Origin of the sequence: Micrococcus porci (genome assembly GCF_020097155.1) — a bacterium.
Classification (GTDB): Bacteria; Actinomycetota; Actinomycetes; order Actinomycetales; family Micrococcaceae; genus Micrococcus; species Micrococcus porci.
Map to the genome: position 1 here is coordinate 415,435 of NZ_CP083691.1, position 12,074 is coordinate 427,508.

General features: G+C 74.6%; 7 protein-coding genes and 1 pseudogene. 3 read left to right on the forward strand and 5 right to left on the reverse strand.

What is annotated here, in order from left to right; all coding sequences use genetic code 11:
• Nucleotides 1-92: 92 nt before the first annotated feature.
• The 3 genes from KW076_RS01930 to KW076_RS01940 all read right to left on the reverse strand — a co-directional run bounded on the left by KW076_RS01930 (nucleotide 93) and on the right by KW076_RS01940 (nucleotide 4,719).
• Entirely contained in the window at nucleotides 93-2,087 is a 1,995-nt protein-coding gene (locus KW076_RS01930; RefSeq protein ID WP_224355973.1) for a discoidin/SUN/FTP domain-containing protein, read from the reverse strand.
• Nucleotides 2,088-2,195: 108 nt separating this feature from the next.
• The gene (murJ, locus tag KW076_RS01935; RefSeq protein WP_224355975.1) at nucleotides 2,196-4,040 is read right to left on the reverse strand and encodes a murein biosynthesis integral membrane protein MurJ; all 1,845 of its coding nucleotides are present in this window, start codon (nucleotides 4,038-4,040) and stop codon (nucleotides 2,196-2,198) included.
• Between the two features lie 70 nt (nucleotides 4,041-4,110).
• A complete protein-coding gene (locus KW076_RS01940) occupies nucleotides 4,111-4,719 on the reverse strand; it encodes an NUDIX hydrolase (protein ID WP_224355977.1) in 609 nt (202 codons plus the stop codon).
• A gap of 67 nt (nucleotides 4,720-4,786) precedes the next feature.
• Between KW076_RS01940 and KW076_RS01945 the strand changes: the two genes are divergently transcribed.
• Nucleotides 4,787-6,262 (forward strand): CCA tRNA nucleotidyltransferase, encoded by a 1,476-nt coding sequence (locus KW076_RS01945; RefSeq protein WP_224355979.1) that lies wholly within the window; start codon nucleotides 4,787-4,789, stop codon nucleotides 6,260-6,262.
• 102 nt (nucleotides 6,263-6,364) lie between these two features.
• Here KW076_RS01945 and KW076_RS12615 read toward each other — a convergent pair.
• A pseudogene (locus tag KW076_RS12615) lies at nucleotides 6,365-6,652 on the reverse strand (TetR-like C-terminal domain-containing protein); the annotation flags it as partial.
• Nucleotides 6,653-6,786: 134 nt separating this feature from the next.
• Here KW076_RS12615 and KW076_RS01955 point away from each other — a divergent pair.
• Together KW076_RS01955 and KW076_RS01960 are read left to right on the forward strand one after the other, a co-directional pair.
• Entirely contained in the window at nucleotides 6,787-8,565 is a 1,779-nt protein-coding gene (locus KW076_RS01955) for a formate--tetrahydrofolate ligase (protein ID WP_224355980.1), read from the forward strand.
• Nucleotides 8,566-8,664: 99 nt separating this feature from the next.
• Nucleotides 8,665-10,773, forward strand: coding sequence for an acyltransferase family protein (locus KW076_RS01960; RefSeq protein WP_224355981.1), 2,109 nt, complete (start codon nucleotides 8,665-8,667; stop codon nucleotides 10,771-10,773).
• Between the two features lie 113 nt (nucleotides 10,774-10,886).
• On the opposite strand, the gene KW076_RS01965 is transcribed toward KW076_RS01960, so the two are convergent.
• Nucleotides 10,887-11,972 (reverse strand): inositol-3-phosphate synthase, encoded by a 1,086-nt coding sequence (locus KW076_RS01965; protein ID WP_224355983.1) that lies wholly within the window; start codon nucleotides 11,970-11,972, stop codon nucleotides 10,887-10,889.
• Between the last annotated feature and the right edge of the window lie 102 nt (nucleotides 11,973-12,074).

Here is a 12,074-nt window from a genome sequence, read left to right on the forward strand (position 1 = left end):
CTCGGATCGGGGGTGGTGTGCGCTCGTCGGGGACAACGGACGGCGCGGGGCGGCTATTCCGGCCGGCCCGCGCCGTCGTCGGGGGGAGGGGGTCAGCGGACCCCGATCTCCGTCAGCTGCAGGCCGTAAGGCCGCTGGCCGGCGCCCTCCAGCTGGGGGAGGCCCGTGATGGACAGGATCACGTACTGGCCCTGGTTCTCGGCGATGTCCACGGGGATCGTGATGGAGTCCTCGTCGAAGGTCCCCTGCCCGATCACCCGGGCGTCGCCTTCGCCGCCCTGGGCCGTGTTCGCGACGTACGCGATCCACTTGCCGCCGGTGGCGCCCCGGTTCTCCAGCTGGACCTCGCTGATCGTGGTGCGCTCCTGGAGTTGCACCACGAGGTTCATGCTGCCCACGTAGCCGCCGAAGTTCGGGCGGGCGTACGTGTAGCTCTGCCAGGCGGTGTTCGGGTCGCCGTCGATCAGGTTGGCCAGCGTCGCGTCGTTGGGGGCCTCGAGCTCGGGCATCTCCGGCACCTGGCGGGTGACGGCCACCGCCTGGGGCGCCGCGGTGGGGGCCGGGGCCGCCGCCGAGGTCGAGGGGGCCGGTTCCGTGCTCGGCGCGGCGGAGGACGACGCGGTGGGCGCAGCGGAGGACGACGCGGCCGGCGGGGCGGAGGAGGCCTGGGCGGTGGAGGGCGCCGCGGACGACGCCGAGGCGGACGGCGCGGGCTCGACGCTGCGGGTGTTCTGCCCCAGCAGGAACAGGCCCGCCAGTCCGGCGAGCGCCAGCAGCGCGAGGAGGCCGAGGACCATCAGCCAGCCCTTCCCGCTCGTGCTGCGGGCCGGGGCGGCGGTGGCGCCCGCGGCCGGGGCGCCGGCGCCCGCCCCACCCGCGACGGGGGCGGCGTGGGCCTCTTCGCGGTGCTCCGTGACGGCCGGCTCGGCCTCCGCCACGGCGATCGCGGCGGACGAGGTGGCGGTCGCCGTGGGCACGGCCTCGGGGGCGACGCTCTCCGCCGGGGCGGCCTCGGCGGCGGAAGCGCCCTCCTCGGCGGAGACGGACGCGGCCACCGCGGCGGCGGACGCCACCGCGGGCAGGGCGCGGCGCGGTGCCGGTCGGGGACGACGCACGGGCGCCGGGACGGCCTCAGGCGTGGAGGCCGGCTCCGTCACGGGGACGGCCTGCGTAGGGGCGTCCGCGGGATCGGCGTCCGCCGCCGGGGCCGCGGCGGCGAGGGCGGCCGCAGCGGCGGCCTCCTCCTCGCGACGCCGAGTCTCGGCCTCGGCGTGGCGCTGGGCCTCCCGCTCGCGGCGGGCGGCGGCCTCGGCCTCAGCGGCCTCGCGGGCGGCACGGTCCTTCTCGGCTTGCGCCGCGGCGGCGCGCTCCAGACGCTCCCGCTCCGCCCTCTCCTGGGCCTCCCGCTCGCGGCGCTCGGCCTCCTGGGCCTCCTCGCGCTCGGCCCTCTCCTGGGCCTCGCGGGCCTCCCGCTCGGCGCGCTCCTGCTCGGCGAGCTGCGCCTTGGTGGCGGCGTCGGCCGCGGCCAGGGCCGACGCACCGGCGGCCGCCTTCGCGGCCGTGCCGTCGGCCGGACGCACGCGCTCGTTGAGCTTCTCGGAGATGCGGTTCAGGAAGCCGGGGCGGCGCTGGGACTGCTTCTGGTCCGCGCGCAGTCGACGGTCCAGGTCCGCGTAGTAGGCGTCGTCGTCGTCGTACTCGTGGGCCTGCTCCGTGCGGGACTCCCCGAAGATCTCCGAGCCCAGGGAGTCCGTCTGGAAGGGCTCCACATAGAGCTCCTGGGCGTACGCCAGGCCCAGCAGGACGTCCGGGTCCGGGTTCCCGCCGGCGATCAGGTAGGTGCGGCCCTCGCTCAGGCCCAGGTCGAGGACCTGGACGTCGTCCTGCCGCTCGCCCGTGGCCAGCTCGCGCGCCGACGCCGCCACCTGCGTGGCGTTCTCCGGGGACGCCACGAGCACGGTCACCCGGCGGTTGAGCACCTGGTCCGCTCCCTGGAAGACCATGTTCTGGTCGGCGGAGGTCACCACATGGTCGGTGATGCGGTACCGGCCTCCCAGGACGGAACCGACGGCGAGGGGCTGGGGCACGGGCTCTTCTCCTGACGAACGGGCTACGGTCCCCGATGATACGCAGGCGGGAGGGCCCCCCGCTCGAGTCGGGCGGGCTGTGTTGTCGGGGCGGGTCCGCGGCCGGGCTCAGCGGGCGCCGAGCAGGCGCCCCAGGGCGGGCACCCGGCGGGCCAGCGGGGCCGCCGCGGACGCGAGCTCCGGGAAGCGCAGCACGCGCAGGGCGACCACGTACACGGGGGCCATCACCAGGCCCACCACGGCGCACGTGACCAGCGCCGACAGGATGGACCCCCACGCCCAGCCGCCGGAGTACGCGCCCAGCAGCCAGGCGACGACGGCGCCCGCCGCCCCCGCCACGACACCCGCCGCGCCCGTCGTCGCGTAGGCCGCGAGGACGTGCGTGAACCCGTAGTCGCCGAACCGGCGGACCGCGAGCACGTGCGCGAAGAAGAACTGGAAGGCGTGCGAGACGACCGAGGCCAGCGCCGCCCAGTACGTGATGGCCCACAGGGGCAGCAGGTACGCGCCCGCCGCGGTCACGGCCAGCGTGAGCAGGGACGTCGTGACCTGCACGACCATGGGGATCCGTGCGCTCTCCGCCGCGTAGAACACGCGCAGCAGGTAGAAGCTGCCGGAGCGGAACGGCATGGACAGGCTCATCAGCAGGATCACCGCGCCCACCGCCATGCCGGTCACCTGCGCGGACTCGGCCGTCGAGCCGAACAGGCGGCCCAGCGGACCCGCCAGCACGACGACGCCGGCCAGGCTGAACATGATCGGCGCGGCGAACGTGCGCAGGCCGCGCGCCGTGGTCTCCCGGACCGCCGCGTGGTCCCCGGCCGCCATGGAGCGGGCCAGCTTGTTGAAGAGCACCGTGGCCAGGGACAGGACGAACACCGAATGCGGGAGCACCGAGATGAGCATGGCCTGGTTGTAGGCCGTGAGGCCCGGGATGAGGGCGTCCGCCATGGCCGGGTCCCAGCCCTCCGTGCCCGGCACCCGCACGGACGGGTCCTCGCGGGCCGCGGAGGCGCCGTTGATGTACCGGTGGGAGAGCAGCAGCACGATGTTGCTGGCCGCCATGGTGAACAGCGTGTACCCGGCGATCCGCCCCGTGTGGCGCAGGCCCATGCCCCGCCAGCCGAACCTCGGACGCAGCCCCAGGCCCAGGCCGCGCAGCGGCAGGAACAGGATGAGCGCCTGCAGGATCACGCCGAGGGTGTGCCCGCCCGCGAGGACGAGGGTCTGCTCCGGCGTCCACCGGCCCAGCAGGTCCCCGCCGGAGTAGCGGCCGAACATCACCAGGTAGAGGCCGATCGCGGCGATCGCCACCACGTTGTTCAGGACGGGCGCCCACATGTACGCGCCGAACCGCCCGTTCGCGTTGAGGATCTGCCCCACCAGCGCGTACATGCCGTAGAAGAACATCTGCGGCAGGCACCAGAGTGCGAACACGGTGCCCAGCTGCAGCATCTCCGGGGACCAGCCGCGCGTCAGGGCCGCCATGAGGGGCGCCGCCGCCGCGGTGACCAGGACCGTGGCCGCCAGCATGACGAGCACGGCCAGCGTCATCAGCCGGGACGTGTAGTCCGCGCCCCGGTCGGCGTCCTTGGCGTGCTTGATCAGCTGCGGCACCAGGACCACGTTGAACACGCCGCCCACCAGGAGCAGGTAGATCACGTTCGGCAGGGAGTTGGCGACCTCGAAGATGTCCGCCACCGTGCCCACCGTGGTGCCGATCGCGATGGTCAGCAGCGCAGCCCGGACGAAGCCGAGCACGCGGGAGATCATCGTGCCGGCGGCCATGATCGCGGTGGACCGTCCGGCGCGGCGCTCGCCCTCCGGGACCTCCTCCTGCGCCTGGGCGGGGGCCTCGGGGTCCGAGGCCGGGAGGACGACGTCCTCGACCTCCTTCGGGCGCGGTGCGTCGTCGGCGGGGAGGGCGCGGCGGGGGGCGGTTCTGCTGCTCAAGGGTCACCCATCGGTCATCAGGGGGCCCGCGCCGGGCGCGGGTCGAGGGGGATCGGGACGTGCGGGAGGGTCAGGGGCGTCCCGGCGGGCGGCCCGTCGGGAAGTGCTGGGGGATGACCTGGCGGGCCAGGTCCACGATGCGGCGCTCGTTGGCGAAGGAGAGGCGGCGGGCGACGTCGTCGATGGACACCCAGGCGACGTCCACGGCCTCGTGGTCCGGGTCGTTCTCCGTGGTCAGCTCCCCGCCCGTGGCGCGCAGCAGGAAGTGGTGCACGGTCTTGTGGACGCGGTGCCGGGACACGGTGAACCAGTAGTCGATGGAGCCCAGCGGCTCGAGGATGCACCCGGCGATGCCGGTCTCCTCCTCCACCTCGCGCACGGCGGCCTGCCGGTGGTCCTCCGCGCCCTCCGGGTGGCCCTTCGGCAGGCACCACTCCAGGCGGCCGCCCCGGTTGTACCGGGCGATCACGGCGACCTCGAGGTCCCCGGCGTGCTCGCGGATCACGATGCCGCCCGCGGAGACCTCCTCCACGGTGGGCAGGCCCGCGCCGGACTGCGGCCGCGCGGCCGGCGCCCCGGGCGCGAGGGGGCGCGGCGGCTGCGGCGGGCGACGCCGCCAGGCGCCCAGCGCCGACGGCAGGGGGGCGCCCCGGTGCGCGGTCGGATCGGGGCTGGACATGACCTCCACTCTAACCGGCGTCCGCCCGCCCGGGTCCGGGGCCCGATCTGGCACCCTGGTGTGCATCATGGAACCCCGCACCGACACCCGCCCCCTCCCCGCCGGCTTCCCTGCGGACGCCGCCCTGCCCGCCGTCGTCGTGGAGCTGGGCCGCCGGTTCGAGGCGGCGGGGCACGAGCTGTCCCTGGTGGGCGGGCCCGTGCGGGACCTGCTGCTGGGCCGGCCCGTGGTGGACCTGGACTTCACCACGGACGCGGACCCGGACGCCACGGAGCGGATCGGCGCGGGCTGGGCCGAGGCCGCCTGGGACGTGGGCCGGCACTTCGGCACCATCGGCTTCCAGAAGGGCGGCTGGCAGCTGGAGGTCACCACCTACCGGGCCGAGCAGTACGACCCGACGTCCCGCAAGCCGCAGGTCGCGTTCGGGGACAGCCTCGAGGACGACCTCCTGCGCCGGGACTTCACCGTCAACGCCATGGCCCTGCGCCTGCCCGCCATGGAGCTCGTGGACCCCCACGGAGGCGTGCGGGACCTCGCGGCCGGCGTGCTGCGCACCCCCGGCGCCCCCGAGGACTCCTTCTCCGACGACCCGCTGCGCATGATGCGCGCCGCCCGGTTCGCCTCCCAGCTGGGCTTCGGCGTCGCGGACGAGGTCGAGGCCGCCATGACGGACATGGCCGAGCGCATCGGGATCATCTCCGCCGAGCGCGTCCGCGACGAACTGGTCAAGCTGGTCCGCGGGGACCGCCCCCGCGCCGGCCTCGACCTGCTGGTCCGCACCGGGCTGGCGCAGATCGTCCTGCCCGAGCTGCCCGCCCTCCAGCTGGAGACCGACGAGCACCACCGCCACAAGGACGTCTACGCCCACTCCCTGCAGGTCCTGGAGCAGGCCATGGGGGAGGAGGAGCGGTACTCCCCGGAGCGCCCGGACGTGGTGCTGCGCCTGGCGGCGCTGCTGCACGACGTCGGCAAGCCGGCCACGCGCCGCTTCGAGCCCTCCGGCGCGGTGAGCTTCCGGCACCACGAGAACGTGGGCGCCAAGCTGGTGCGGAGGCGGCTGAAGGCCCTGCGCTTCGACAACGACACGATCAAGGCCGTGGCCCGCCTCGTGGAGCTGCACATGCGCTTCTACGGGTACGGGGAGGCCGGCTGGACGGACTCCGCCGTGCGCCGGTACGTGCACGACGCCGGGGATCTCCTGCCCCGCCTCCACGCGCTGACCCGCTCGGACGTGACCACCCGCAACCGCCGCAAGGCCGAGCGCCTCGCCCACGCCTACGACGACCTCGAGCGGCGCATCGAGGAGATCTCCGCCGCCGAGGAGCTCGCCGCCGTCCGCCCCGACCTGGACGGCCAGCAGATCATGGCGCTGCTGGGCATCCGCCCCGGCCCGGTGGTGGGCCGCGCCTACGCGCACCTGCTCGAGTGGCGCCTCGACGAGGGGCCGCACGAGCAGGCCGCCGCCGAGGCCGAGCTCCGCCGCTGGTGGGCGGAGCAGCCGGAGGCCGCCGGGGCGTCGTCGGGAGGCGGAGCCCGGGACTGAGGTGACCGCGCCTCCGCGACATCGCCGCCGTGCAGGCCGGCGGAGATGTCGCCGCGGTGCCGACGGCGAGAGCAGGCCGGAGACCTGGGCGGCGATGGTCTGCTCCATGAGGTTCCGCTTCCGAGCGGCGGGAAGCTGCCGGAGGATGCCCCCGGCGCACAGCGTGGTGATGCCGTGCACGGACGCCCAGAGTCCCACGGCGAGGGTGAAGACCTGGTCTTCGGTGGCATCCGGCCGCGCGTCGGCCACGAGCGAGCGCAGGAGGTCGAAGGGCCCTTCGGGTCGTGGCTGCGGCCCCTCCGGCTCGATCGGGTCCTTGCGCGAGAAGGAATGGAACAGCTCGGGCTGCTCCATGCCGAAGGCGAAGTACCCGTGCCCGGCCGCCTCCAGGCGCTGCGGCGGCGCCGCGCTCGGCGGCGGGCTCGTCGCCGCGGCGCGTCGACCCTGACGCCGGACCCGGCACCGCTCCCCGTCCCCGGCCCACGGCGTCCCGCGACGCGGCCGGGCGGTGCCAGGATGGGGCCATGACCGAGGCCCCTCTCACCGACGCCCAGATCGCCGCCGCCCACCCGATCCGCCCCATCGCCCGGATCGCCGCCGAGGCGGGGATCGACGAGGAGCTGGTGATCCCCTACGGCCGGCACATGGCCAAGGTGGACGTGCACGCGCTCACCGCCCCGGAGGACGGGCGCGTCGTCCTGGTCACCGGCATCTCCCCGACGCCGGCCGGCGAGGGCAAGACCACCGTCACCGTCGGCCTCGCGGACGGGCTGAACCTGCTGGCCGGGCAGGAGGACGCCCCGGCCGCCGTGGCGGGGGCGCGCGCCGTCGTCGCCCTCCGCGAACCCTCCCTGGGCCCGGTGTTCGGCATCAAGGGCGGCGCTACCGGCGGCGGTCACGCGCAGGTGGTGCCCATGGAGGACATCAACCTGCACTTCACGGGCGACTTCCACGCCGTCACCTCCGCCCACAACCTGCTGTGCGCGCTCGTGGACAACCACATCCAGCAGGGCAACGTCCTGGGCATCGATCCGCGGACCGTGAGCATCAAGCGGGCCCTGGACATGAACGACCGCGCCCTGCGCCAGGTCGTCACCGGCCTGGGCGGGCGCGCCCAGGGCGTGCCGCGCGAGGGCGGGTTCGAGATCACCGTGGCCACGGAGACCATGGCCGTGTTCTGCCTCGCCGCGGACCTCGCCGACCTCAAGGCCCGCCTCGGCCGGATCACGGTGGGCCAGACCTTCGACGGCGAGCCCGTCACCGCCTCCCAGATCGGGCCCCACGGGGCGCAGGGCGCGATGGCCGTGCTCCTCAAGGACGCGATGCGCCCCAACCTCGTGCAGACCCTCGGCGGCACCCCCGCGCTCGTGCACGGCGGTCCGTTCGCGAACATCGCCCACGGGGCCAACTCCGTGATCGCCACCCGCACCGCCCGTCGGCTCGGGGAGATCGTGGTCACCGAGGCCGGGTTCGGCGCGGACCTGGGCGGGCAGAAGTTCATGGACCTCACCTCCGTGGCCGGCGGCTTCCCGCCCGCCGCCGTCGTGGTGGTGGCGACCGTGCGCGCCCTCAAGCTGCAGGCCGGGATCTCCCTGACGGACGTGAAGGCCGGCGTCGCCGCCGCGGCCGAGCGCGCCGGGCGCCCCGCGGCCGAGGTGGAGGCCGAGCACGTGGCCGCCCTCCGCGCCGGCACCGCGAACCTGACCCGCCACGTCGAGAACATGCAGTCCTACGGGGCCCCCGTCGTCGTGGCCGTGAACCGCTTCGCCCAGGACGCCGACGCCGAGCTGGACGCCCTGCGCGCCTGGGGCGCCGAACGCGGCGTGGCCGTGGCCGTCGCGGACGTGCACGGCGGCGGGGGCGAGGGCGCCCTGGAGCTGGCCCGCACCCTCGGCGAGGCGCTGCCCGCCCCCGGCGCGCCCCAGGCCGAGCTCACCCGGCTGTGGACCGAGGAGATGGACGTCGCCCAGCGGATCGAGGCCGTGGTGCGGCGGATCTACCGCGGCACCGGCGTCGAGTACTCCGCCGTGGCCCGCCGTCAGCTGCGCGACCTCGCGGACCGCGGCCTCGACCGCCTGCCCGTCTGCCTGGCCAAGACCCAGTACTCGTTCTCCGACGACCCCGCCCTGCTGAACGCCCCCGAGGGGTTCACCGTCCACGTCCGCGAGCTGTCCGCGAAGACGGGCGCGGGGTTCGTCGTCGTCCTCACGGGCGCGGTGATGACCATGCCCGGCCTGCCCGCCTCCCCGGCGGCGGACCGCATGGACGTCTCCGCCGACGGCGTCGTCACCGGCCTCTTCTGATCCCGGCCTGCGCGGAGGCCGGGACGGCGCGCGCGGGGGCCGGGACGGAATCGTGATCTCGGTGGCTTGGCGCCGCCGGGTGTGCGGATGGGATGATCGATGACCGTGAGCACCTCGGACCACCACGCCGCCCGCCCCGCCCCCCGCCATGCGCAGGCCGCGCTCGCGGACGGGCCGGCCCCGCGCACGGGGCTCCGCGTCAGCCGCGGCCCCGGTCGCATCACGGCCCTCGACGGGCTGCGCGGCATCGCCGTGCTCGCCGTGCTGGTCTTCCACGCCTGGCCCGAGGCCCTGCCGGGCGGGTTCGTGGGCGTGGACATGTTCTTCGTGCTCTCCGGCTTCCTGATCACCACCGGCCTGGTCCGCGGCGTGGACGCCGGCAAGGGGCTGCGGCTGCCGTCCTTCTGGATGCGCCGCATCCGCCGCCTGGTGCCCGCCATGGTGGTGGCGCTCGTGGCCTGCACCGCCCTGGCCTGGCTGGCCGTGGCGGAGTTCCCCACGGGGCTGGGGCGGCAGTGGCTGGGCGCCCTGACCTACACCAGCAACTGGCTGATGATCTTCGACGGCGGCGACTACTTCGACCGCGCGTCCCCGCCCCTGTTCGAGCACCTGTGGTCCCTGGCCATCGAGGAGCAGTTCTACGTGCTCTGGCCGCTGATCATCGGCGGGCTGTGCCTGGTCGTGCGTCCGAAGCGGGACACCTACGCCTCCGGGCGTGTGGCGGACCGCCGCCGGATCCTCGTGGTGCTGGTGGTGGCGCTGGCCTCCGCGGCGGGCATGGTGCTCGGCTCCCTCGGCGGGGCGGACCAGACCCGTCTGTACTTCGGCACGGACACCCACGCCTTCGGCCTGCTGCTCGGCGCGTGCGTGTCCATGGGCCTGGCCCACGTCCCGCGCCCCGAGCACGGCGGCCCCGAGCTCCGCACCGGCCCCGCGCGCACCGCCGCGGCGTGGCTGGCCGTCGTCGTGCTGTTCACCGGCTTCGCCCTCGTGGACGGCACCCAGGACGCCACCTACCGCGGCGTGCTCGTGGGGCTGGCCGCCGTCGTCGCGTTCATCGTGTGGCACGTGGCCCAGGGCGACCGACGCGACTCCCTCTCCCGTGCGCTCGGGAACCCGTTCCTGCGCTGGTGGGGCCGTCGGTCCTACGCGGCGTACCTGTGGCACTGGCCGCTGCTGGTGATCATGCGGATCGTGGTGCCGGTGGACGCCCCGTCCTGGGCCGAGCCCGTGGCGGCCGGCGCCGTGCTGCTGCTGACCGCCGGAATCGCCGACCTCTCCAGCCGGTACTTCGAGGAGCCCATCCTCCAGAAGGGCTTCCGCGGGGCGTTCGGCGGCTGGGGCGACGCGGCCCGGCGCGCGTTCGGCGGCGCCTTCGGCCCCGGCGGGCGCCTGGCGGCCGGGGCGACGGCGCTGGCCCTGGTGGCCGTGCCCGTCGCCGCCGTGGCGGCCGTGGCGCACTCGCCCGCGCAGACGCAGCTCCAGGAGGACATCCAGGCCGCCGAGCAGTCCCTGCAGGACGCGCAGGCGCAGCAGCAGGCCCAGCTCGAGGCGCGCCGCTCCGCGCAGGCGGAGAAGTCCAAGGACGCGGAGGCCGGCGGGGCCGAGGCGACGGGTTCGGCCGGGGCCTCCGCGAGCCCGTCCGGGTCCACGCTGGGCGACCCGCAGGTCACCCGCCCCGAGTTCACGCAGGAGGAGCTCACGGCCTCCCTGCCGCCCTCCGACGTGGGCTCTCGCACCACCCTGATCGGCGACTCCGTGGCCCTCTCCGCCGCCCCCGCGCTCCTCGAGGAGATGCCCGGGATCGTGGTGGACGCCAAGGTCGGCTTCCAGATCTGGGACGCCGCGGACAAGATCCGCGCCATGGACCGCGAGGGCACCCTCGGGGACGTCGTGGTCCTCTCCCTGGGCGCCAACGGCACCGCCGGCCGGGGGGACTGGGACAAGATCCGTCAGGCGGTCGGCCCGGACCGGCTGCTCGTCGTCGTCGTGCCCCACGGGCCGATGTCCTGGATCGAGGACGCCCAGCGGAAGGCCGTGGAGCAGGCGGAGGCCCACCCCGACCAGGTGGTCCTGGCCGACTGGGAGGCCGCCTCCACGTACGTCCCCGGCTGGTCCGCGGACGGCGTGCACCCGGGCCACGAGGGCCAGGGGATCTACGCGCAGCTGATCCGCCTGACCGTCGAGGAGCGCCTCGGCCTGCGCTGAGCCGCCGCGCCCGGGCACGGCGACGCCCCCACCCTCCGCGGGGAGGATGGGGGCGTCGCCGTCCGGGGCCGAGGGCCCGGTCAGCGCTGCGGCTGTCCGGGGCGCTGTGCCGCTCAGCGCTCGATGTCGCCGCGGATGAAGGCCTCCACGAGCTCGTGCGCCTCGTCGTCGGCGTGCTGCACGGGCGGGGACTTCATGAAGTAGGAGGACGCGGAGAGGATCGGGCCGCCGATGCCGCGGTCCAGGGCGATCTTCGCGGCGCGCACGGCGTCGATGATCACGCCGGCCGAGTTCGGGGAGTCCCAGACCTCGAGCTTGTACTCCAGGGACACCGGGGCGTCGCCGAAGTTGCGGCCCTCGAGGCGCACGAACGCCCACTTGCGGTCGTCCAGCCAGGCCACGTAGTCCGACGGGCCGATGTGCACGTCCTTCTCGGCGAGCTCGGCGGAGGTGTTGGAGGTGACGGCCTGCGTCTTGGAGATCTTCTTGGACTCCAGGCGCTCGCGCTCGAGCATGTTCTTGAAGTCCATGTTGCCGCCGACGTTCAGCTGGTACGTGCGGTCCAGGGTGACGCCGCGGTCCTCGAACAGCTTGGCCATCACGCGGTGGGTGATGGTCGCGCCGATCTGGGACTTGATGTCGTCGCCCACGATCGGCACGCCGGCCTCGGTGAACTTGTCCGCCCACTCCTGGGTGCCCGCGATGAACACGGGGAGGGCGTTGACGAAGGCGACCTTCGCGTCGATCGCGCACTGCGCGTAGAACTTGTCCGCCTCCTCGGAGCCCACGGGCAGGTAGGAGACGAGCACGTCCACCTTCGCGTCCTTGAGCGCCTGGACGACGTCCACGGGCTCGGCGGAGGACTCCTCGATGGTCTCGCGGTAGTACTTGCCCAGGCCGTCGAGCGTCGGGCCGCGCTGCACGGTCACGCCGGTGGCGGGCACGTCGGAGATCTTGATGGTGTTGTTCTCGGACGCGAGGATCGCCTCGGACAGGTCCAGCCCGACCTTCTTCGCGTCGACGTCGAACGCGGCCACGAACTCGAGGTCGGAGACGTGGTAGTCCCCGAACTGCACGTGCATCAGGCCCGGCACGGTGTCCGACGCCTGGGCGTCCTTGTAGTACTCGACGCCCTGGATCAGGGACGTCGCACAGTTGCCCACGCCGGCGATGGCGACGCGGATGGGGTTCTCGGCCACGATCAGGCTCTCTCCTCTTGTTCCGTGGGCGGGCGCGGGGCGCGGCGAGCGCGCGGGCTCCGCCAAGGGAGCTCGCACCCGGGTGTGGATCGGACCCAGCTT